Raw genomic sequence first — 21,072 nt, 5'->3', positions numbered from 1 at the left:
TGGAGAGCGACTGGGGTATTCCGCTACTTTTCACCTCGCCGCTGATATTGGGATGGCGGGATTGATTCCCAGCGTTTGAATGCTTTCCGGAAGTTGGCGATATCGGAATACCCCAGGGCGAAAGAAATCTCCTGAATCGTCATTCGACCGGTTTCGAGGTATCGGACGGCAAGTTGGTGGCGCACGCCCTCCAGCACTTCACGATAGGATGTTCCTTCCTCAATCAGGCGTCGATGAAGGGTGCGCGGCGTGAGATAAAAGCGCCTTGCGGTTATATCCAGTGTTGGAAATCCGTGCTGCGTTTGTAACAGCAGCCGACGCACCCGAGCCGACCAGCTTTGTTCCGTGGGAAGCTTGTCCAGCTCTTGCCGACAGACCTTCAGGGCTTCCTGAAAACTCACGCTGTTCGCCATTTTCAGAGGCTTATCGATGGTCTTCAGGGGCAGGGAAAAAGCAGCAACATCCTGGTTATAGGAAACAGGGCTACGGAACATGGCCTCTGCCAGCTTCGCATCGCCTTCAAATGGAAAGGTGACCTGACGTATGTCGCAGGTACCCATTGTGGTGAAGTCGAGGATGTTCCGGATGGCCAGAACGATGGCTTCTGTGACTGGACGTTGTATGTCTTCCAGTGGCCGGGTTTCCAGAAAACGAACCCACAGTCGGTCGCCCTCGGTGACGGTTTCCATTGAGAGGAGGTCCGTTCTTAGTACCAGGTATTGCTCCAGCAGCTCTATCACCTGGCGAATGGTGCCACTGCTCATTGCCGCATAGCCCAGGATGCCATGGGTATTAATCAACAACCGTTCGCCTATCAGTAACCCCAAGGCCTGATCATTACAGAACTTACCGGCTTGTAGCAGGAATTGCCGGAACGTTGCCCAGGGCATGGTAACCAAAGACTCCTCCTCCTTATCAGGACTTATACCCAGGTGGCGAAGCCACAGCTCCGTGCGAATGCCGGCATTCTGGACAATGTCGATAATTTGAAGGATGTAATGATTTGGCAGGGTTACGCTTGGATGACTCATGACCTGATTGTCAGTTTATAACCCATAGGTGTCAATAAATAACCCCGTATTCGCGCTCCCTCACCGGTAGCATGTTTCCCGATGAAGAACAAAAAAGGGGAGCGCTATATGTTTTCTTTCTTCAAAAAGAGTGCCGCGAAATCGCACGATGCGGAAATCAATGGGAAGCGGATTGAGGTTCAGCCAAAGGAGACGTTGTTACACGCCGCGCTGAGGGAAGGCCTCGATTTCCCTCACAGCTGCCGCGTGGGTGGGTGCGCGTCCTGCAAATGTCGTTTGGTCAGTGGGACAGTCAAAGAGTTGACCGATATCGGTTATATCCTGAGCGATGAAGAGCTTGATCGGGGCTATATTCTTGCTTGCCAGGCCGTGCCCCAAAGCGACGTGAAGATTGACGTCGATCTACGTGCCCAGAATAAACGGAAAACCCTGAAGGGCAGGGTGGTTCTGCAGGAAAAACTGACCCACGACATTACCCACCTCAAAATTCAACTTGGCGAAATGCTTAGCTATCGCGCCGGGCAGTTTGCAGATCTTTCGCTGGACTCCTTGCCTGGCGTCTCTCGCAGCTATTCGTTCGCCACACCCTCGCAGCCGGATGCCTGTGTCTCCTTCTTTATTCGAGGTGTCCCCGGAGGTGTGTTCTCAAGTGAAGTAAATAATGAAGATCTCATAGGGCGGGACATGACCGTCAGCGGCCCCTCTGGAGACTTTTGGCTACGCACCTCCGAGGCTCCGATGGTCCTGATCGCGGGCGGTAGCGGTCTCGCACCAATATTGGCGATTTTACAGGACAGCTTGGCCGAGGGCTGCCGTCGGCCGGCCACCTTGCTGTTTGGTGCCCAGACTCAAAGCGATTTGTATGCGCTCGACCAGATCCAGGCAATCAAGGACCAGTGGCCTGTCAGTTTTGAGTTTTTTCCGGTTCTGTCCCGGGAGGATGACGCTTCAAGTTGGCAAGGAGCCCGGGGCAATGTCACCGACGTCATCCCCAAGCTGAACCTGATTGGTTCCGAAGCATACCTGTGCGGACCTCCGGCCATGATTGATGCGGCCGAATCGCTTCTGATCGCGGGTGGAATCGACAGAAAGTGTATGCACGCAGACCGGTTCACCACGGCGGCGGATGCCGCAAAGGCTGATGCCTCTGCCGAGTTGGTTAATTGATACGTGATATTTAAAGGATTCGCATGATGATGTTTCTTCACTACTTAAAGTACTTTATGTTCCATGGTGTAGGGCTGATTGCTTTGGCGGCCCTGGTGGCTGGTGGGCCATGGATCAGCCTTGGCCTGGCCGCCGTACTGGTCTTCTACATTGTCGGTGATGGGTTGTTGGGGGATGACACAACCACGCCCACATTCAAACATCCGACAATCCTCACGGTTCAGCTTTGGATGGCCTTGCCGCTGTTGGCGCTGATCGTGTTTGCAGCGGTTTGGAGCTTTTCTCCGGACGATGTCCTCAGCTTTGGTGCCCGGATAACAGAATTGACTGGCTACGATGCCTTGTCCGCCCGGGATGCGACTTTCTGGGGGCATCATGTATCCGCGGTGGTGTTGACGGGTTTGATGATCGGCATTATCGGGACGATTACTGGCCATGAACTTACCCACCGCACCTGGGACCCGGTATCCCTGCTCGTTGGTCGCTGGTTGTTGGCGTTCAGTTTTGACACGGTTTTCTCTATTGAACACGTGTACGGACATCATCGTTACGTTTCGACGACGGAAGATCCGGCCACCGCTCCCCGTGGCCGGAACGTGTACTTCCACATACTTGCATCGACACTGAAGGGGAATGTCAGCGCCTGGAAGATCGAGAAACGTCGGCTATCTCGGAAAGGGCAGTCGCTTTGGTCCTGGCACAACGCAGTGATTCGCGGCCATCTAATGAGTTTGTTGCTTGTCGCATTTGCTTTCGCCATGGGTGGATGGCAAGCGGCACTGTTCTTTGTCGCTTGTGGTCTCTGGGGTAAGGCCCTTCTCGAGATCGTCAATTACATGGAGCATTACGGTATGGTGCGGAATCCTGAAACGCCGGTTCAGCCCCGCCACTCCTGGAACACCAACAAGCGCATCAGCTCCTGGACCATGTTCAATCTTACTCGCCATTCCCATCATCATGCTCAGGGTGAGGTGCCGTATCAGGATCTTAAGCCATTCCCGGAGGCGCCGATGATGATCAGCGGGTATCTGACAACCATCGTAGTCGCGATGATCCCCCCGCTGTGGCACAAACTGATGACGCCCAAGGTTCTCGACTGGGACCGGCGATTTGCTTCAGATGAGGAACGCCAACTCGCGGCACAAGCCAACGCCCGGAGTGGAATAGCGGCTCTTAACATCGACAGGAGCTGAGGCCAAAGAGCGCCCCTCGTACGCTAGCTGTTGAGGGGCGCGAATTCGGTTAGAAACTGAGCTGAGTGCGAATATTTTTCATTCAAATACCTTATATGGCCTTTCCGTAGATCATCGAGACTGTGCCGCTAGACCAAACGTCTGCGCCCTTCAGTGCGTCGCCGGGCCTGCTCCGAATTCACATAAACCGACTCTGTAAACGTCGCATTGGCGTGGCCGAGTTCTTCACTGATATGGCGGATGTCGCCACCGGCTTCAATTGCCTGGCTTGCACCGGTATGTCTGAGGTAGTGAGTTTCGGATCGAATAGCGCGCAATTGCTTGGCTTCATCAGTGTAACCTTGCTTGTCCATCCGGTCTGCCGTAGCAACCATGGCTTGCTCGTAGATCCTTTGCACCTGCCTTTTACCGATAGCATCACCTTTACTGGAAGGGAGGATCGGAATGGATTCTCCGGGTACGGGTAGGGGAGACGGTAACCCCAGATGGGCACGCCAACGTTTTAGGTAGTCCAGATAGGCATCCGGGAGTGTCACTTGCCGTGTTTTATCGCCTTTTCCGAAAACCGAATAGATCCAATAAGGTTCGCCATCGACTATGGTTCGCCTGAAGTCTCCGAAGCTCGGTGTTCGCATCTGGTTTCGGTCTACGGGTCGAGGAGCCAATTCGCTAACACGAAGGAAAAGACTTTTCATCGTGACAATCACGAAGAGGTGGCGCTCGAATTTGGGGTTGGCGCTGGCCAAATCGGTGAGCGATTCCAGCAGAAAGGACCACTGCCAATCGGTGAGCCTACGAACCGCTGCATCCTGGTCGGTATTTAAATTCGGTTTGGCATTACGATCCCGTTTACGGACATCCAGAAGCGGATTCCGCTGAAGATGATCCCTCGACACGAGGTATTTGAAGAACGTCTGCAGTGCCGTCCGGCTGGCATTCAGGCTCGCCTGAGAAACAGAATAGGGGGCCTCCAGCTCTTTCGAGCGTTGGGCCATTGGGCGCCACGCTGGATTGGATCGCCGGAGACCATCCTTGTCTGTAAACGCGGGGTATATGCCTGATGACACCCAAGAGGCGGGCGGCGTTTTGAGGAAGTTGAAATAGCTGCTTACCACATCGGGATCAATTTGCGAAAGGTGGCGCTTTGCGATCAACCAGGTGTAATTAAGAAACCTCTGAAGCTCGCTCCGAAACCGATTGTAGGTACCTGAAACATCGCTGTATCTCGTGAGAAAACGCTGGGTGATTTCGTAGTCGTGCTGAACGGATTCAAGTCCAGCATCGAGAGCAGCCAAAGCTGCCTGTAGATCAGGATACGTTGAAAGTTCAGCCTGTTCGTGTACGAGTTCCGCTGTATCAAAGAGCGGAAAACCCGGAAATCGCGTCTTGGAGCTCATTAGGATTATCGGGTTCCTTAGATTCTTTGCTGACTTTACTGGTGGGTAGCTTAAAATGTCCAATACTCCTAAATATTGGACATGGATTATATTCGCATAAAATCAACGTATTACGCCAGTTTATCTATTCTGAGTTAGAAAACTCTGCCAGGAAAAAGCTGGAGGTGTCATGCCGAGCGCGAAACGATCCGGCAGGTTTGGGGAGGACGCCGGCACGCCACGAATACCCGACGTTTGTGAGACTCTGCGACACTCTTAAAACCCCAACGGCTGAACCCCATGGCATCCGTTGATGGCTAAGAGCGTGACACGTAGGATCAATTAGATCCTACGTTTCAGTTTTGGGTCAGGAACTGGTTACTATTTGCTGCTTACTCGCGTTTTACCAGCAACATAGGTCAGAGCGACTGACAACATGAAAAAGGCTGCCAAACCGCCAAACAAAGTAACGACTGGGATAATGTTCATGAGTTTTAAACCCCTCAGGTGATAGGTTACAGCGCTGATAGTCTCTCGGTCGCTGAATCGATATTAAGCTCATGTTTAGTTTACTCGCTACATTGCCTCAGCGCGTATGCGGAAACCGCTATCGGGGGATATGGAGATACCCGTATCCTTTTCACCTTTTCCTATCTATCTCAACACATAACTGCGCATAATGTATATTATGTTAAATTCGATATAGAGGATGCCAAAGCGCAATCCTCACATAACCCCCTCATACCTCCGTTATCTCGATTGCCACACTGGAGCGCATCACCGCTCTGTCCTTGCCTGGCGGTGCACCAAACAGCTTTCTGTAATCACGGCTAAACTGCGATGGGCTTTCATAGCCCACTTCGTAGCCTACGTTTGCGACTTCCTGATGGTCCAGCAAAAGCCGTCTGGCTTCCTGGAGACGAACCTGCTTCTGAAACTGGATCGGCGTTAACTGTGTGATGTTTTTGAAGCGGCGATGAAATGTCGCCGGGCTCATGTTCGCCATGGCCGCCAGATCGGAGACCTTGAATGGTTGTTGGTAGTTCGATTTGATCCAGGCGGTTACCCTCCCGATTCGAGCGGTTTCACTGTCCTTAATTCCGGTTCTTTGCAGTGCTGGCCCTAGTGGTGATCGCAACAGACGCCAACAGATCTCGCGGCGAATCATCGGTTCCAGAACCTGCCTATCCTCTTCCGGCTTTCCGACAAGTTGCAGTAAGCGCACAAACGGGTCGTAAAGTTCATCCGGGATGTCGGCAGTGATCAGGGCCTGTTGTTGGCACCCGTCATCAACCATCTCAGGATTTGATACGAGCAACTCTGAAATCATCATCGGATCGATGGACAAACTCAGTGCAAGGTATGGTGAGTCCGGGTCTGCTTCAATGATTCGTGATGTCACGGGAACATTCACAGAGGCGAACAGGCACTGGCCCTCGCCGTACTTGAACGAACAATGACCAATCGAGCTTAGCTTCGCTCCCTGGAGAACCATGCAGAAAGACGTGTCATACACTGCTCGGATTGTGCCACTGGCTTCAGTTGCTCTTGTTAGCCGAAGCCCTTCAACATTACTTTCAGAGCCAGCCTTAAGCCATTGGTCTTCAACGAGTATTCGTAGGTTCGTTAGATGTAATTCGCGGGGAATAGACAAGGTCGACTACCTAAAATGAAAAGCGGGTTGAGAGAATCGTACAAGAAGGTGCGATTTTCTGACAGCCTCATTCCGTATCTGTCGCCGTAATATGAATCCTCAACGACAGCCTGGATGGCTCTATTCATATGAGGAATTCAATATGACGATCAATGTTCCGCATTCCGATAACAACGCCCCTTTGAAGCTCCGAACACTTGGACGGTCGGGTCTATTTGTCTCCGAATTGTGCCTGGGCACGATGACGTTTGGAGGCGGTGACGACATGTGGGGGCTGATCGGCCAGCTCCAGCAGGACGAAGCCGATAGGCTCATGGGGACCGCGATTGATACCGGCATCAACTTCATCGATACCGCCAATGTGTACGGTGCTGGTGCGAGCGAGCAATTCGTTGGTCAATCGTTACAGAATCTTGCGATTAAACGTGAAGACATCGTGTTGGCAACCAAGGTGCTTGGCCCTATGGGGGCGTCTCCGAATACTCGCGGTGCCTCTCGTGTTCATATCATGAATGAATGCAAAGCCAGTCTTCGCCGATTGCAGACCGATTATATAGACCTTTATCAGATTCACGGCTTCGACCCGGCCACACCAATTGTCGAAACCCTCGAGGCCCTGAATACCCTGGTACAACAGGGGCATGTGCGGTACGTCGGACTTTCTAACTGGGCCGCATGGCAAGTCATGAAAGCGATTGGTATCGCAGAAAGCAGGCGGCTATGCCCTATTCTCTCTCTACAAGCTCACTACACAATCGCCGGCCGGGATCTCGAACGGGAAGTCACGCCAATGCTGGAATCTGAGCAGGTTGGGCTTATGGTCTGGAGCCCTCTGGCAGGCGGTTATCTGTCTGGCAAATACGAGGGCCCGGATGTGTCCGGGGAAAACCGGCGCGCCAAGTTCGATTTCCCGCCGGTTAACCGGGAGCGAGGCAGCAAGATTATCGCCACTATGCGAGAAATCGCTGTAGGTAAGCACGTGAACGGCAAACCCGTCAGCGTTGCCCAAATCGCCCTCGCCTGGCTCCTGCACCAGCCCGTTGTGACCAGCGTGATTGTCGGAGCCAAGCGGGTGGATCAACTGATGGATAACATACAGGCAGCCGGGATCCGCTTATCAGAAGGCGAGTTAACCGCTCTAGATGACGTCAGCAGGCTCCCAGAGGAGTACCCCGGCTGGATGTTACAACGCCAGGGTGAATATCGCGCTCATATGAAGAGCTAAGCCTCTTCGCCGCCCTCAGAAGCCTCGTTCAATAAATGAGGCTTCTTGAGCGCTCGCTGGAACAGATCCCTGTTTTCTGCGATGGCCAGGGCGCACTGATCAGCCAGTTCCTCACTCAGGCCATCTACCCGTTTGACCAGAAATTCCCGGAGTTCTTCGGTCAGTTCCAGCATTTTGTCCCGAGCATCCGCCTCTGCTTTGGAAGCAAACAACATCGTGTCCGGGTTTTTCTTGGCCATATCGAGTCCGTCCCGCGTTGAAAAATAGAGTGCTTCAACAGCCATGTATCACCTCATGTCATTGGCATACTGTATATATGAACAGTGTATCACAATAAATCAGATACTGAAGCCGAGGTGGCTGAGAAAAGACCTCTAATTGTTCCGACGAATTACGGAGAGAGGTTTTCGAGGGCCTGGAGAAAGGTCTGTGCTTCCAGTGGTATGAGCTTCGTTTTCAGGATGAGTGGCGGGGAGGACGTTGAATTCACGTAGAGGTTGATTGGCTGGTTCTGGGCGGCCATCCAGCTCACCTGTTTGAGCTCCAGATGCCCAGTCAGTTCGGCGACGTACGAGCAGTTATCGTCGGTGACACTGCAGTTACGCTGTTCGTGATTGCGTTGAAGATCAATCGGAAGTAGTTCCGGGTAGTCGGGAAAACTGACCGTACTCCAGTCATGTTGGCTGGAACTGTTGGCCGTTATATGAAGTTCGATACGTCGTACCTGCTGAGTTCCTTTATCGTAAACGCCATACAGGTACGGGTCCGCGGTATTGAGGGTTGTTGAACCCAGTAACGGCTGGGCGAATTTCAGGCTCGAAACCTGAACCTGGCCCTGTTGCGGGTCATCCATCCCTGTCACCGTCACGGGACCGCCCCCACTACTGATACCCGCCATGGGAGCGCAGCCGCTCAACATTAACCCGGCCGACGCCAACAGGCCCACCTTTCGTTTCATAGACATCCGCCCTACCCTGAATTGTTCGGTTTGTCCGTGCGTCAACCGTCAGGGTAAAGCAGGACAGACAATCACGAAGCTTTACTGCATAGCTCCATATAATCACAGGCTTCCTGGCGGGTAAAGAAGCGGCCAAGCCGGACGAACCCGGAAATGATGGAAGACTTGATATCAGTTACCTGGCCAGAACCGTCACGGTCGGCGATCCACTCGTCAGGTAGCCCATCGATCAGATGACAGGGTGCGATGCGTCCGTCCCGGAACCTGGAAAGTGCCACCTCGCCTGTCAGGGCGTTTTTGAAAGCGGGAACAAAGAAGGCTTGCCGGTTGTTTTCGCTGACACCACCTGTGCCAGCGAACCTTTGGTTTTCCTGTTTGAGAAAGGCGGGTTGTTGCAGGGCTTTCATGACGATCACCTTTTAAGCGTTTTTGGTGTCTCGCCTCCGTGGCTGGGCGTAGTTTATACAGCTTCCTTAAGCCTTAACTTAACGCTTATAGTCTCGCCATGAACTCTGTAAGTGGTGCCATTGTTGGCGTCTTTTAGGTGTAGTACTTAAGAATGAGACTCAACAAAGCGGTCTGGACAAATGCTCAGGACTTTACCCTATGGGCACTGCCAGCCAATGATTCCAGTGTCTGGTACTCACATTCCTTATCAGCCTTGAAGGCTTTAGAAGAGTCGATAAGGATGTTGTCGTCCGCCATAAATCGACGGCCCAGCAGCATCGGGTATGAAAAGTTGCTGCGATTGGCCAGGGAGAATTGAGTTTCGTGCTCAGTTCCGGCAATGCAGAAGCTCATTTTAACGACGTAGCGTCTCTGGGAGTCTAGGCCCTTTCGTTTAATCAGAACCGTGCGATACACGGGGCGCTCAAATTGCAGCGTGACGGCGTCGTGGTCCAACTCTCCCGAGGAAGGCTGGTCCTCGTGATCTCCCAATGGAATATTGAATTTAACCCACTTCTCGCCGTTTTTCTGGAATTCCCGGATATCGATCGCATGCAGTGAGGAGGTTTTTGCGCCCGTGTCCATCCTGGCTTTCATTCGAAGGCCGGTGTCGTTGATAACTGCCCATTCCACAAAGCCAAGCACTTCGGGAACCCGGGTATCCTCGGGATCAGTGTCGGTGCCTGCCACCACCATGCAACTCGCCATCAATGAAATTGCGGTAGCTACCACTACTACAAAACGCATTAAATATCTCCTGCATGACTCTGTAAATCTGGAAAAAATTCAAGAAAAAGGTATTCTAGTTCTCGATCTGACTCGCGGATCTCTTCAATGATACCGGCAAACCCGTTCGGAAAACGCAATCGCCCTGCGACCCTGTCTAATGCATAACCAACATTGTCCAGATCCGCGTAGGCGCTGAACCAGTCGTGCGACACCATGCGCCGGGACATCGTCAGCATTGTTGCCGGCATGATCTGCTCATATTCCTGCAATTCGCAATAGACCAGGTTGATGAAGCGATCACGCGGGCAGTTTGCGTACCGTTCCCAGTGCCTCAACAGGTAGTGGTCGTACAGAATATCGAGCGCAACGCCGGCAAATCTGCGCCGTTGGCGTGAGAACAACTGTTTGCTCTCCAGCACGGCCGGGTGGCGATCGGTAAAAGCATCAATCGCACGGTGATGGCGGACACCGGCTAATACATCAGCAGGCAGTCCGCCAAGATCCACGCCACGGGTGAAATCACCGAGAATACTGCCTACGCGGGCTTCGGCCGAGTCCGGAGCGAGAAATGCGTGGGCAAGGTAATTCAAACGTGTTCCCCATGGATGTTTTATCGTTAGAAATTCACCTGAATGCCCAGTCCCAGGCCGTCTACGGTGAGGTTGTCGTCGTCATAGTAACGCATGTATTCCAGGTTACCGGAAAGGTTCTGCTGGAACTTCATATTCAGGCCGACACCATAGGACAGGTCCGAGTCGTCGTCTGTGACCTTGTTGCCGAGAAACTTCGCTTCCGCCTCAATCCGGGTAAAACCAATGACGGCGTAGGGCGTCACAGGTGATTCGTTGGGCAGTTTGATATTGGCGTAGCCGCCGAAGAAGTTATCGACAGAGAGGTCGACGCCGCTGATCGTATCATCATCCACGCCAAACCCGGCTCGCCCTTCAAGACTCAGGAACGGAGTCGCGTCAACACCCACTTTTCCGGACAGTGTGCCGACATCAGCGTCCAGGTCGTTATCATCGAGCATCATGAAGGTGTAGTTCAGGCCTGCATACACGCCTCCCATGCCAGACTTGTACATATCCTGTGCACCTGCAGACCCGGCCGCAACCAGGCCGGCAATCACGAATGCAGCTTTTGAATAATTGTTCATAGTGGTACTCCTCCTTGGCCGACGATTCGGCATTTGCTCAAGACCTATCATCCTGACGATCTTCGACATTGGATAGATCCGTAATAACCGATGGTTTAACGGCATTTAATATGTGGTTAATTCTTGTCTTAACCGCCCCATTTGTTGCGCATACTATCTGCCACGGGTATTCTGGCGCGGACTCTGAGTTCAAGCTGGCTAGAGCGTCTTTTGAAAAATCTGACTCCCGTAATCTTTATCGTCAGCGTCATGTTCGTGTTGCTGAGCATTTTCATGACGTTACCGGTCTTTCTGTTGCTTGGTTCCGAAGCGCCGAACGCTATGGCGTTTGCGGAGTCGGCGGCTATTGCCTTTGGTATCGGCACCGCGGGCATCCTGGCGACGTATCGGCAGGAACGGGACCTCAAGCCCCGCTATATGTTTGTCCTCACGGTGTCGAGTTGGTTCATTATTGCCCTCCTTGCCGCACTGCCGTTCTATTTGAGTGATAACAATATCTCTGCCGCCGATGCATTTTTCGAAGGTGCGTCCGGCATCACCACGACGGGCGCGACGGTGCTCAGCGGTCTGGATACCATGGATCGGGATCTGCTCCTCTGGCGGTCCATTCTCCAGTGGATTGGTGGCATCGGTATCATCGGCATGTTCGTTGCCGTACTGCCCTTTCTCCGGGTTGGTGGCATGCGTCTGTTCGCGACTGAATCCTCCGAGTGGACCGATAAAGCCCTGCCGCGGATGAAAACCCTGAGTCGCGGGCTTTTGTTTGTTTACGTGGTGTTTTCTGTCATCGCGGTCATAACCTACTGGTTTTCAGGTATGACGCTCTTCGACGCCTTTAACCACGGCCTTACCAGCATCGCCACTGGGGGCTTTTCCACCTCAGACATGTCCATGGGCAAGTTCAATGATCTGATCCTGATGGAAGCGACACTATTCATGATCATTGGCAGTCTGCCGTTTTTCCTGTTTGTGCGGGAGATGCACGGCCAGCATGGCGTTCTGTTCAGGGACCAGCAGGTTCGTATGTTCCTGGCAATCCTTTTCGTCGTGCCAGCGTTGCTGACACTATACCGCTGGGCGGTTTCCCCCGTACCCTTCGACCCTCTTCACAATTACACCGCAACGTTATTCAACGTGACCTCCGTGGTGACGACCACCGGATACGCCTCCGAGGATTACTCTGCCTGGGGGCCTCTGGCGTTTGTGGTCTTCTTCTTCCTGATGTTTGTGGGTGGCTGCTCGGGCTCCACCGCCGGGGGTATGAAAATTTTCCGTTTCCAGCTTTCCCTCATCATCCTCAAGGAGCAGCTTATGCGTCTGCTCCACCCCCGCGCTGTGATGACCCGGAATTACAATGGGCGGGCAGTCAGTGATGAGATAATTTCCTCGATGATTGCCTATACCTTCATCTTTCTGCTGTGTCTGCTGTTGATCACCGTGGCGCTTGCAGCCATGCAGCTCGATTTTGTAACCGCGTTGAGCGGAGCGCTTACGTCCCTGACCAATGTCGGGCCCGGCCTCGGGGATATTATTGGCCCTGCCGGAAACTTCGGACCTCTCCCAGATGGCGCAAAATGGGTGCTTTCGGTCGGCATGCTGATGGGCCGTCTGGAAATCTTGAGTGTAGTGATCGTGCTTTCGCCGGCATTCTGGCGTAGTTGATTATTTCAGCCAGAGAATGGATGCATTTTCCAGTGGCAGGTTGAGACGGTCATCCTGAACCCGAATCCTTGGGGTAAAATGACCGGCCGGCCTTTTGGATACGCATGCCTGATAGGCAAAGCCATGAACCGCACCCTCCAGAGAGTGGATTCGCTGCATTTCGATCACTTCTCTGGGACCGTAATCGCTTTCCTCCGCAACCAGCTCGACCCGAATCCGTTCTTCACTAACGCCGTTCAGGAACGCGTTAACCTTGATCGTGTCGACCTCACGTCCTTCCTCGACTTCCATTCCGGCGAAACGGAGCTTGGGCCAGTCGCACTCCAGTTGCCGATACTCCTCGACCATTGCCCGGGCCTCATCTGCCGAGCGCTCTGAGCCAGTGCTGACCATTGGCAGGTAGAAATTTTCTGTGTACTCACGAACCATGCGGTTGGCCGAATAGCGTGCCGTCAGGCGGTTCATGCTCCCCCGAATACGATTGATCCAGGCTTTCGGCCGGGCCTCCTCATCCACGTCGTAGAATTCGGGTATGACCGAGCCTTCCAGCAGGTCATAAAGTTCATTGGCATCAGAAAAATCGTGCTCATTGTTCTGGCTCAGCTCCTCAACGGTTGCGCCCGGTCGAATCGCCCAGCCCAGCTCCGGGGTCCACGCCTCGGCCCACCAGCCATCGTATTGGGAGAGATTCAGGCCTCCATTAACCAACACTTTCATGCCGCTCGTGCCACAAGCTTCCCACGGGTGTCGAGGATTGTTGAGCCAGACGTCAACGCCCTGAACGAGATGCGCGGCCACCGCAAGATCGTAGTCTTCGATAAAGACGACTTTGCCTTCCACGTCAGGTCTGGTAGCAAACTCCCGCCACCGCCGGATCAGAACCTTGCCATAGTCGTCCCTGGGGTGTGCCTTGCCAGCCAGAACAATCTGAAGCGGGCGATCACGATCGTTTATCAGCGCCGCAAGGCGATCCGTGTCTGTGAGTAGCAGATCCGGTCGTTTGTATTCGGTGAACCTGCGGGCAAACCCGAGTGTCAGGGTCTCGCTGTCGAGAAGGAGTCCGCACATCGCTGGTGGATTGCCGCCCGGTACATGTTCACAATGCTGACTTTGGAGCTTCGATCTCAGGTAGCTGACAAGATGGCTACGTTGCTTTTGCCGCATCCCCCAGAGTTCTTCATCGGAAATGCATTCCATCGGGCAGCTTGATTCCATTGGCCGGCGCCATCGGTCCTTTCCGCAGGCTCGGGTCCATACCGTGTCGGCTTCCCGGGAATCCCAGCTCGGAGTATGAACGCCGTTGGTCACATACTCCGCAGGTATCTCGGATTTCGGCCAACGAGGGAAATACGGCTGCAGAACGGCCTGTGTAACCTCGCTATGAATAGCTGAGACGCCGTTCAGACGGCCGCATAGATTGAGCCCGAGGTAGGCCATATTGAAAGTGCCTTCATCGCCCACTCTCTGTGAATGGCCGCCGCTACTGCTGCCCAGTTTCATCAGCTGTTTCATTGAGACGTGAGACTCGGCCATCCAGGGCTCAAGGTAGAGCCGGATGAGGTCGTTTGGGAACTGATCAAAGCCTGCTTCGACCGATGTGTGCGTGGTAAAAAGGTTGCTGGCGCGGTTAGCAACTCTTGCCGTGTCGAAGTCGGTGTCATGAGTCAGCGCCCAGCTGACCGCACGTTCCAGAAACGCAAAGGCACTGTGCCCTTCGTTGATATGGCAGATGTCCGGCGCTAACCCGAGCTGGCTTAACAGCCTCCATCCACCGATGCCCAGTACAATCTCCTGCTGAAGACGCTTTTCAGGCGTTCCGCCATAGAGCTCACTGGTAATACCACGATCGCCCGGCTCGTTTCTGGGATCGTTACTGTCTAAAAGCAGTAGTTGGCACCTTCCGACACGGGCGCGCCATGCTCTGAGCCGTAATTCCCGCCCGGGAAAGGGTAACAGAATCCGGATCCATTGCCCGTCACTGTCCGTCAAAGGCGAGACCGGGAGCATCGTTGGGTCGTTGTAGGGATAAAATTCCTGCTGTTCCCCCTGTGCATTCAAGGCCTGCCGGAAATATCCCTGCTGATAAAGAAGCCCGACCGCCGTCACTGGCACCCCCAGATCACTGGAGGCCTTCAGAAAATCCCCGGCGAGAACGCCGAGTCCCCCGGAATAGAGCGGCAAGGACTCCGCCAGACCGTACTCCATACAAAAAAAGGCAATGCCGTGTCCCAATTCATCGGGATGAGTGTCTGAGTACCAGGTGGGTGCCTCGGTGAATTCACGGTGTGACTCGAGCTGCCGCGAATAGAGCGCCATAAACGCGGGGTCCTGGGCCAGAGATTCAAGGCATTCGCCGGAAACGCTATTCAACACCAGCCAGGCATTGCCTGTGGCGTCCCAGACCTCTTGATCAATAGCACGCCAGAGTTCGTCACTGCCATGATGCCAGGTCCAGCGCAAATCAAGCGCAATATCAAAGAGGCCCGACAGTGCCTCAGGAACGTGTCTTGGCGTGTAGGCGGCCAGTGTCATCGCTGAACGTCCAGCAGGTTACGGGAATCAGTGAGCGGTGTAGCCCCCATCTATAACGAGTTCGCTGCCAGTCATGAATTTTGACTCCTCAGACGCAAGGAACACGATGCCCCATGCAATGTCGTCCGGTTCACCCATGTGGCCCAGCGGATGAAGTGCAGCCGTCGCTGCTTTCGCTTCTTCCAGATCCGAGCCGGTGGATTTCAAATGCCCCTCGACCATCGGTGTCCAGATAAAGCCCGGGTGTATGGAATTGGCCCGTATGTTGTCAGGCGCATAAAGCATGGCATCGGTCTTGGTCATCAGCCGCACAGCACCTTTGGAAGCATGATAGGGGGGGACGTCCGGGGCACTGACCAATCCATAGATCGAGGAGAGATTAATAATGCTGCCCCGCCCTGCCTTTTTCATCAGAGGTATAGCGTGTTTGGTGCCGAAGAAAACCCCCTTCACATTGACTGTCTGTACTCTGTCCCACTCCTCCTCGCTCAGTTCGTGGGTCGGCTTGTTGGGACCGGCAATACCGGCGTTATTGACCAATACGTCCAGGTGCCCAAATGTCTCGGCAGTCGCATTGAGCGCGGCTTTCACCTCGTCTTCCTTACTGACATCACAGTGCCAGTAAGCCACGTTTCCGCCTTTGGCTTTCAGTTTTTCGACAAGAGCTTTGCCTTCTTCATCCAGGCAATCCAGGACAGCTACAGATGCGCCCTCCTCGCTCATGCGAGTAACCGCTGCTGCGCCAATGCCGTGCGATCCGCCGGTGACAGCGGCAACCTTTCCTTTTAATCGGTTCATTTCGTCCCTCCTGGCATCGCTCTAGTGCATGGCTGAGTTTGAAACGGGAAAGTAGTCCTGAGCGCGATGGTGTTCATGCAGCCAGCGAATCAGGGCGGAAATCGTGAAGTGATCATTTTCGACGCCGTCGAAATCCAGGCCCAGACCGTTGTCGGATTTCCGAACGACGTGGGCCTTCAGTCGACGAAAATGTTTTTCGTCCCGTTCCGGAAAGCGGAACTCCACCTCAAGTATCTGGTTGAGCTGAATGTCGTTGTAGTCGGTCGCGATGAAGAGCCCGCGTTTGGATGCGTCACGAATCTGGCCCGTGGCAACCGGCAGACCCCGTTTGTAGACAAGCAACCCGAGTTTGCCCGGGATGCGTTTGCTGAGTCGATGTTCCATGGTTCCCCCCATAGAATCAGTGAGCGATATTTTTATTCGAATTCTGGTCTTTTTTTATCCAATTTCACCGAGCGCCACATTGATCCTGATCAACATTTGATCGCCACTAAAACGTTCTATTGCTTATCTGCAGCATCTCCCTGATTTTCAAAGAGAGGTCAGGCGTGCAGTCAGCCAGATCCAGTTTCCAGAGCCAGTTGTTTTCAGTGGTGCCCGGCGTGTTGAATCGCGCAGAACTCCCCAAACCCAAAAAATCCTGCATGGGGACAAGCGCAATGGAACTCACCGAACGAAACGCCGCTTTAATTAACGGCCAGGGCATGTCCCGGCCATCAGTGTCGAAATACTGATTGACGTAATCACGACTACGGTCGTCCAGGCTCTGGTACCACCCCAGCGTAGTGTCGTTGTCATGGGTTCCGGTATAGACCAGATCCCTCTGCTTGTGGTTCCCCAGCAAGTGTGGGTTATCCGGGCTACCGTCAAATCCGAACTGAAGAACCGTCATACCGGGAAGGCGGAATCGATGCCTGAGTTCCTCAACTTCCGGGCCGATGATTCCCAGATTTTCGGCGACTAAAGGCAAGTCCGGGAATTTCGCGAAGCAGGCGTCGAGAAACGCAGCACCAGGGCCTGGCACCCAATAACCATTCCGGGGCTGAGGACGATCTGCGGGGATTTCCCAATACGCTGAGAGCCCCCGAAAGTGGTCAATGCGGATCAGATCAAAGAGATGTCGCTGGCTTTCGAGCCGTTGCAGCCACCACTGATAGCCATCAGCGGCGATGTAATCCCAATCGTAGAGAGGATTACCCCAGTGTTGCCCTTCATCGGAAAAATAGTCCGGAGGCACACCGGCGACGACCTGAGGGTTGCCTTCGTTGTCTAGCTTGAAACAGCGCCGGTTGGCCCAGACATCGGCGCTGTCGTGGGCAACAAAGATCGGAATGTCTCCGAACAGCAGAACGCCACGATCGTGGGCATAGCGTTTGATTGCGCGCCACTGGGTCAGGAACAGGAACTGCTCGAACTGAACCCTGCGAATCATGTCCGACGCTTCCCGGGAAAGTGCGTCCATTTCAGCCCTTTCCCGATCCCTCAGGCCAACCGGCCATTGCTGCCAGGTTGTCCCCGGATATTTCCTGCGAATTGCGATGAACTCGGCATAGGTGTCGAGCCAGTAACGGTTTTCCTGGCGAAATGCCTCGAAATCCGCGTCAAATTGCGGCGCATCGCCCTGAAGGAATCGGGTTATGGCGCGTGCCAGAAGGGCTTCCCTACCGTGAGACTCAAGCCCGGTATCCAATTCGGATGCCTGAAGTAGCCCCATCGCTTCCAACTCGGCCACATCGATCAAGTCGGCGTTGCCCGCATGGGCGGAGAGTGACTGATACGGCGATAAATCACTGTGTGTGGGCCCGAGCGGGAGCGTTTGCCAGACGGTTATCCCGGCCTCGGCGAGGAAATCCACGAAGGCCCTGGCGTGTCCGCCGAGTACTCCTTCCGGCCCTTTGATACAGGTTGGGTGAAGAAGTACGCCTGCCCGTCGGCTGGAAAAAATATCGGTATCATTCTGGCTGATCATGGCGAGTCGCCCTGATCGTGCCCGGGTCTCATGGCACCTCCTCTCGCTGGTTCGCCACCACCCTGGCTAAGCTGCTGGAATACCGAGGTCGGCGCTTCGAACTCGATCAACTCGTAGAGGTTGACCAAATGCCGGCGGTACAGATGCTCGAAATCACTGACCACCTGCGCCGGATTGTAATCACCGAACCACCAGAACCAGTCTGACCCCTCACAGATGGCGAGTTGTCGCTCAGCAGCCCGTTTTTGCTCCGCCGTCAACGTGCCATTGTCCATAACCCGGTCATAATGGCATTTTGCTTCGCAGAGCAGATCCCAGGCCCGGTTTTTGTCAGGATCACCGATCCAGGTCGAGAAGGTGCCGTAAATCCAGCTTCCGGCCACCAGATGCGGCAGGTTAGCGGCAACAAAACTGCTCTCATCCAACAGTTCTTTATAGGTCGTTAACCGGAGGTTTGGATGATGTGCCAGAACACGGTAAAGCTCGTCCAGAAAGTGATACCCATTCTCGGGGAAATATTCCCAGGCATTTTCTCCGTCAAGGATGATCGATATCACCGTGCTGTACTGAGTGGAATCGCGGTGGCTGGCGATGTTCTCCATATGATGCACAAGATCCCCGACCGCGTCCCTGGCGTGCCAATCGGCATAGTTGAACCCGATGGAGTCTGAAAGGCCATCATCTCTGAAGAAGACCGCGGTGTGCCCATCGCCGAAGTAATAAGGCTGGTGAATCCCCGCTCCCTTGACATTGACGCCGGCGGCTTTCGCCTGATTCAGGCTGTTATGGATGACCGAATCGCCACTGGCAGTCCACTTGAAGCCGTTTTCCTGAAGATGCGCCAGCGTAGTCTGGCTGAGTCCTCCCTCGGATGCCCAGCAACCCACTGGCTCCATACCAAAGAATCGCGCGAAGACCTCCCGAGCGACTTCCAATTGGCGGTTCACCCGTGCGTCACCGCCGGGATAGGCGGCGCTTGCCGGCAGATCAATATCCGGCATGGCTTCTCTGGCTGAGCCGAGATCCAGCAACAGGGGCAGTATGGCGTGTGTGAAGGGGCTGACAGAAAGCTCTACCTGGCCTTTCTGGGCAAGTTGCCGGTATCGGGGGGCAATGCTGGTGAGTGTCTCGAAAATCAGTTCCAGCAGCGAGTGCCTGTCGACGAGCGTAAAACCGTGCGCCTTTTCCTGAAGGCCCTGGAGACTAACGTTGTTCCGCCGGATCGTTTCCCCCATCCAGCCGATGTGGTACCAGACAACAAGATCCGATAACAGCGTCGGCGAAATGTAGCGCTGCAACTGGGGCTTGGTCTGATAGAAACCGGCAAGCTCCGCGAGCTTTGCATAGGCCGGGAAACGCTGGATGATTCGATCATTATTTGCCCGCAGGCACTTCTCAACCAAGTCCAGAAACGGTGGCGTTCCGGGTTCCGGCAGATCCTCGGCTACCAGGGCCGCCAATAGCGGGTCACCAATGGTTCCAGCACCATGCCGCCAGCGCTCAATTTGCACCAGATAGGTTTCAATCTGCTCCAACAGGATGGGCGCAAAGTTCACGACCGCCCGTGCTTCCGGATGGGCTTCAAGATGACCGGCCATATCGCTGTAATCCTTGATGGTGTGTAAATACACCCACGGGAAGCGAAATTCTCCGGTCCGAAGGTCCTGGTAACAGGGTTGGTGCATGTGCCAGCACAAGACAACCGGCGTGCGGGTATCAGAGGCCATGAGGATAATCCTGCCCCAGCATTTCCGGGGTGATTAAGACGACACCATTGGGAGACACGAAGAATCGTTTGCGGTCTTCCCGCACATCGAAGCCGACCCGAGTACCCTCTGGTATCCGGCATCCCCGATCAATCAATGCTTTCTGGATACGGCAGTGCCTGCCGATCTCAACATCCGGGAAGATGACCGAATCCTGCACGTCACTGTAGGAATGAACGACAACCTGTGAAAACAGCAATGAATGCCGTACCTGCGCTCCGGAGACAATACACCCCCCTGCTACCATGGAGTCGACGGCGGTTCCCCGGCGATTCTCATCATCAAATACAAATTTGGCAGGTGGGAGTTGTTCCTGGTAGGTCCAGATTGGCCATTCGGAATCGTACATGTTGAGATCCGGGCTGACGCCAATCAGTTCCAGATTGGCCTGCCAGAGCGCATCGACGGTGCCAACGTCCCGCCAGTACGCGACTTTGTTGTGGACCGGGTCCCGGAATGGAAAGGCTGTCACGCGCAGGCGCTTTATCACGGAAGGGATAATGTCCTTTCCGAAATCATGGGATGAGCTGTCGTCCTGTTTATGGTCTTTGAGCAATTCTTCCTGGAGTACCCGGGTACTGAATACGTAGATCCCCATGGAAACGAGCGCCTTTTCCGGATCTCCAGGCATGGACCTGGGGTGCTCGGGCTTCTCTGAAAATTCCGTTATCTGGAGATCGTCATCAACCGCCATCACACCGAACGCTGAGGCCTCCTTAAGCGGCACTTCGATGCAGCCCACGGTGATATCCGCTTCACTTTCGACGTGGGCAGCCAACATGGTGCCGTAGTCCATTTTGTAGACATGATCACCCGCGAGAATCAGCACATATTCCGGATTGTGGCTGCGAATGATGTCCAGATTCTGAAGGACCGCATCGGCGGTGCCTGAGTACCAGGAGGTTTCGATTCGTTGCTGGGCAGGAAGCAGCTCGACAAATTCGTCCATCTCGGCCCGAAGAAAGCTCCAGCCGCGCTGTATATGACGAATCAGTGAGTGGGCTTTGTATTGAGTAATTACGCCGACCTGGCCGATGCCGGAGTTAATGCAGTTGGACAGCGGAAAATCAATGATCCGGAACTTACCGCCAAACGGAACGGCGGGTTTTGCCCGCCATTTCGTCAGATCATGTAGACGGGATCCTCGCCCCCCGGCAAGAACCAGCGCAAGGGTTTGCCGCGTCAGGCGGCTGACGTAACGCTTGGTCGTTTGCATAGCAGCTTCCCTGAAAACCAGCAGGCTTTCTGCCCCTTTGCCTGTCACCGAACGCCAGGTTCGACATATTTTTGACGTCAGTAATAATAGTAGAACATCATCTCAGTATTGTGACGTGAAATTGTTTTGGATCATTTTTTGATCATTCACTATCGCGTTCAATGAAAACTCTGTCCTGTCGGGAGCGTGGTCT

General features: G+C 54.1%; 19 protein-coding genes. 4 read left to right on the top strand and 15 right to left on the bottom strand.

The genetic code is table 11. From position 1 onward, the window contains the following. Positions 1–23: 23 nt before the first annotated feature. A complete protein-coding gene (locus tag D777_RS04455) occupies positions 24–1,031 on the bottom strand; it encodes an AraC family transcriptional regulator (RefSeq protein WP_036129058.1) in 1,008 nt (335 codons plus the stop codon). 81 nt (positions 1,032–1,112) lie between these two features. On the opposite strand from D777_RS04455, the gene D777_RS04450 reads away from it, so the two are divergent. Both D777_RS04450 and D777_RS04445 read left to right on the top strand, forming a co-directional pair. After that, positions 1,113–2,198 carry a 2Fe-2S iron-sulfur cluster-binding protein gene (locus D777_RS04450; RefSeq protein WP_201443329.1) on the top strand — a complete coding sequence of 362 codons (1,086 nt, stop codon included), beginning with the start codon at positions 1,113–1,115 and terminating at the stop codon, positions 2,196–2,198. 23 nt (positions 2,199–2,221) lie between these two features. Then, on the top strand, positions 2,222–3,391 hold the full coding sequence (locus tag D777_RS04445) for an alkane 1-monooxygenase (RefSeq protein ID WP_201443328.1): 1,170 nt from the start codon (positions 2,222–2,224) through the stop codon (positions 3,389–3,391). 128 nt (positions 3,392–3,519) lie between these two features. Here the strand turns inward: D777_RS04445 and D777_RS04440 are convergent, their stop codons facing one another. After that, entirely contained in the window at positions 3,520–4,851 is a 1,332-nt protein-coding gene (locus tag D777_RS04440) for a tyrosine-type recombinase/integrase (protein ID WP_227501663.1), read from the bottom strand. A gap of 655 nt (positions 4,852–5,506) precedes the next feature. Further along, on the bottom strand, positions 5,507–6,421 hold the full coding sequence (locus tag D777_RS04435) for an AraC family transcriptional regulator (RefSeq protein ID WP_150112598.1): 915 nt from the start codon (positions 6,419–6,421) through the stop codon (positions 5,507–5,509). A 142-nt stretch (positions 6,422–6,563) separates the two neighbouring features. Between D777_RS04435 and D777_RS04430 the strand changes: the two genes are divergently transcribed. Beyond that, positions 6,564–7,646 carry an aldo/keto reductase gene (locus D777_RS04430; protein WP_036129054.1) on the top strand — a complete coding sequence of 361 codons (1,083 nt, stop codon included), beginning with the start codon at positions 6,564–6,566 and terminating at the stop codon, positions 7,644–7,646. Here the strand turns inward: D777_RS04430 and D777_RS04425 are convergent. The 6 genes from D777_RS04425 to D777_RS04400 all read right to left on the bottom strand — a co-directional run bounded on the left by D777_RS04425 (position 7,643) and on the right by D777_RS04400 (position 10,936). Further along, positions 7,643–7,930 (bottom strand): YebG family protein, encoded by a 288-nt coding sequence (locus tag D777_RS04425; RefSeq protein ID WP_036129053.1) that lies wholly within the window; start codon positions 7,928–7,930, stop codon positions 7,643–7,645. The genes D777_RS04430 and D777_RS04425 overlap by 4 nt on opposite strands. A 107-nt stretch (positions 7,931–8,037) precedes the next feature. Next, positions 8,038–8,610, bottom strand: a complete 573-nt coding sequence (locus tag D777_RS04420) for a hypothetical protein (RefSeq protein ID WP_150112597.1) — start codon at positions 8,608–8,610, stop codon at positions 8,038–8,040. Positions 8,611–8,675: 65 nt separating this feature from the next. Then, the gene (locus D777_RS04415; protein WP_036129049.1) at positions 8,676–9,011 is read right to left on the bottom strand and encodes a hypothetical protein; all 336 of its coding nucleotides are present in this window, start codon (positions 9,009–9,011) and stop codon (positions 8,676–8,678) included. 184 nt (positions 9,012–9,195) lie between these two features. Next, positions 9,196–9,798, bottom strand: coding sequence for an ATP-dependent zinc protease family protein (locus tag D777_RS04410; protein WP_036129048.1), 603 nt, complete (start codon positions 9,796–9,798; stop codon positions 9,196–9,198). Continuing rightward, entirely contained in the window at positions 9,798–10,370 is a 573-nt protein-coding gene (locus D777_RS04405; protein WP_036129047.1) for an acyl carrier protein phosphodiesterase, read from the bottom strand. Before D777_RS04405 ends, D777_RS04410 begins: the two co-directional genes overlap by 1 nt. 26 nt (positions 10,371–10,396) lie before the next feature. Further along, positions 10,397–10,936, bottom strand: a complete 540-nt coding sequence (locus D777_RS04400) for a porin family protein (protein ID WP_036129045.1) — start codon at positions 10,934–10,936, stop codon at positions 10,397–10,399. Positions 10,937–11,185: 249 nt separating this feature from the next. On the opposite strand from D777_RS04400, the gene D777_RS04395 reads away from it, so the two are divergent. Beyond that, positions 11,186–12,598 carry a TrkH family potassium uptake protein gene (locus tag D777_RS04395; protein WP_036129599.1) on the top strand — a complete coding sequence of 471 codons (1,413 nt, stop codon included), beginning with the start codon at positions 11,186–11,188 and terminating at the stop codon, positions 12,596–12,598. Here D777_RS04395 and glgP read toward each other — a convergent pair whose 3' ends face one another. From glgP to glgC, 6 genes are all read right to left on the bottom strand, one after another. Further along, positions 12,599–15,130 (bottom strand): alpha-glucan family phosphorylase, encoded by a 2,532-nt coding sequence (gene glgP, locus D777_RS04390; RefSeq protein WP_036129043.1) that lies wholly within the window; start codon positions 15,128–15,130, stop codon positions 12,599–12,601. It lies immediately after the preceding gene. A 27-nt stretch (positions 15,131–15,157) separates the two neighbouring features. Next, the gene (locus D777_RS04385) at positions 15,158–15,928 is read right to left on the bottom strand and encodes an SDR family NAD(P)-dependent oxidoreductase (protein WP_036129042.1); all 771 of its coding nucleotides are present in this window, start codon (positions 15,926–15,928) and stop codon (positions 15,158–15,160) included. A 21-nt stretch (positions 15,929–15,949) separates the two neighbouring features. Continuing rightward, complete coding sequence (locus D777_RS04380; RefSeq protein ID WP_036129040.1) at positions 15,950–16,312, bottom strand: PilZ domain-containing protein; 363 nt, start codon at positions 16,310–16,312, stop codon at positions 15,950–15,952. Between the two features lie 106 nt (positions 16,313–16,418). Then, positions 16,419–17,897, bottom strand: a complete 1,479-nt coding sequence (gene malQ, locus D777_RS04375) for a 4-alpha-glucanotransferase (RefSeq protein WP_036129039.1) — start codon at positions 17,895–17,897, stop codon at positions 16,419–16,421. Then, positions 17,894–19,624, bottom strand: a complete 1,731-nt coding sequence (locus D777_RS04370) for a glycoside hydrolase family 57 protein (protein WP_036129038.1) — start codon at positions 19,622–19,624, stop codon at positions 17,894–17,896. The genes malQ and D777_RS04370 overlap by 4 nt, the downstream gene beginning before the upstream one ends. Further along, positions 19,614–20,879: a glucose-1-phosphate adenylyltransferase gene (gene glgC / locus D777_RS04365; RefSeq protein ID WP_036129037.1), complete on the bottom strand. Its 1,266-nt coding sequence runs from the start codon at positions 20,877–20,879 to the stop codon at positions 19,614–19,616. The genes D777_RS04370 and glgC overlap by 11 nt, the downstream gene beginning before the upstream one ends. Positions 20,880–21,072: the final 193 nt, after the last annotated feature.

The organism is Marinobacter nitratireducens (assembly GCF_000708045.1).
Lineage (GTDB): Bacteria > Pseudomonadota > Gammaproteobacteria > Pseudomonadales > Oleiphilaceae > Marinobacter > Marinobacter nitratireducens.
Note: the sequence above shows the minus strand (reverse complement) of the source record. Positions and strands in the feature narration are given on the sequence as shown.

Excerpts from the sequence above, each read along its gene's own strand:
- D777_RS04455 (WP_036129058.1), bottom strand. The coding sequence starts at position 1,031 with ATGAGTCATCCAAGCGTAACCCTGCCAAATCATTACATCCTTCAAATT.
- D777_RS04450 (WP_201443329.1), top strand. The coding sequence starts at position 1,113 with ATGAAGAACAAAAAAGGGGAGCGCTATATGTTTTCTTTCTTCAAAAAG.
- D777_RS04445 (WP_201443328.1), top strand. The coding sequence starts at position 2,222 with ATGATGATGTTTCTTCACTACTTAAAGTACTTTATGTTCCATGGTGTA.
- D777_RS04430 (WP_036129054.1), top strand. The coding sequence starts at position 6,564 with ATGACGATCAATGTTCCGCATTCCGATAACAACGCCCCTTTGAAGCTC.
- D777_RS04425 (WP_036129053.1), bottom strand. The coding sequence starts at position 7,930 with ATGGCTGTTGAAGCACTCTATTTTTCAACGCGGGACGGACTCGATATG.
- D777_RS04420 (WP_150112597.1), bottom strand. The coding sequence starts at position 8,610 with ATGTCTATGAAACGAAAGGTGGGCCTGTTGGCGTCGGCCGGGTTAATG.
- D777_RS04415 (WP_036129049.1), bottom strand. The coding sequence starts at position 9,011 with ATGAAAGCCCTGCAACAACCCGCCTTTCTCAAACAGGAAAACCAAAGG.
- D777_RS04410 (WP_036129048.1), bottom strand. The coding sequence starts at position 9,798 with ATGCGTTTTGTAGTAGTGGTAGCTACCGCAATTTCATTGATGGCGAGT.
- D777_RS04400 (WP_036129045.1), bottom strand. The coding sequence starts at position 10,936 with ATGAACAATTATTCAAAAGCTGCATTCGTGATTGCCGGCCTGGTTGCG.
- D777_RS04395 (WP_036129599.1), top strand. The coding sequence starts at position 11,186 with ATGTTCGTGTTGCTGAGCATTTTCATGACGTTACCGGTCTTTCTGTTG.
- glgP (WP_036129043.1), bottom strand. The coding sequence starts at position 15,130 with ATGACACTGGCCGCCTACACGCCAAGACACGTTCCTGAGGCACTGTCG.
- D777_RS04385 (WP_036129042.1), bottom strand. The coding sequence starts at position 15,928 with ATGAACCGATTAAAAGGAAAGGTTGCCGCTGTCACCGGCGGATCGCAC.
- D777_RS04380 (WP_036129040.1), bottom strand. The coding sequence starts at position 16,312 with ATGGAACATCGACTCAGCAAACGCATCCCGGGCAAACTCGGGTTGCTT.
- malQ (WP_036129039.1), bottom strand. The coding sequence starts at position 17,897 with ATGATCAGCCAGAATGATACCGATATTTTTTCCAGCCGACGGGCAGGC.
- D777_RS04370 (WP_036129038.1), bottom strand. The coding sequence starts at position 19,624 with ATGGCCTCTGATACCCGCACGCCGGTTGTCTTGTGCTGGCACATGCAC.
- glgC (WP_036129037.1), bottom strand. The coding sequence starts at position 20,879 with ATGCAAACGACCAAGCGTTACGTCAGCCGCCTGACGCGGCAAACCCTT.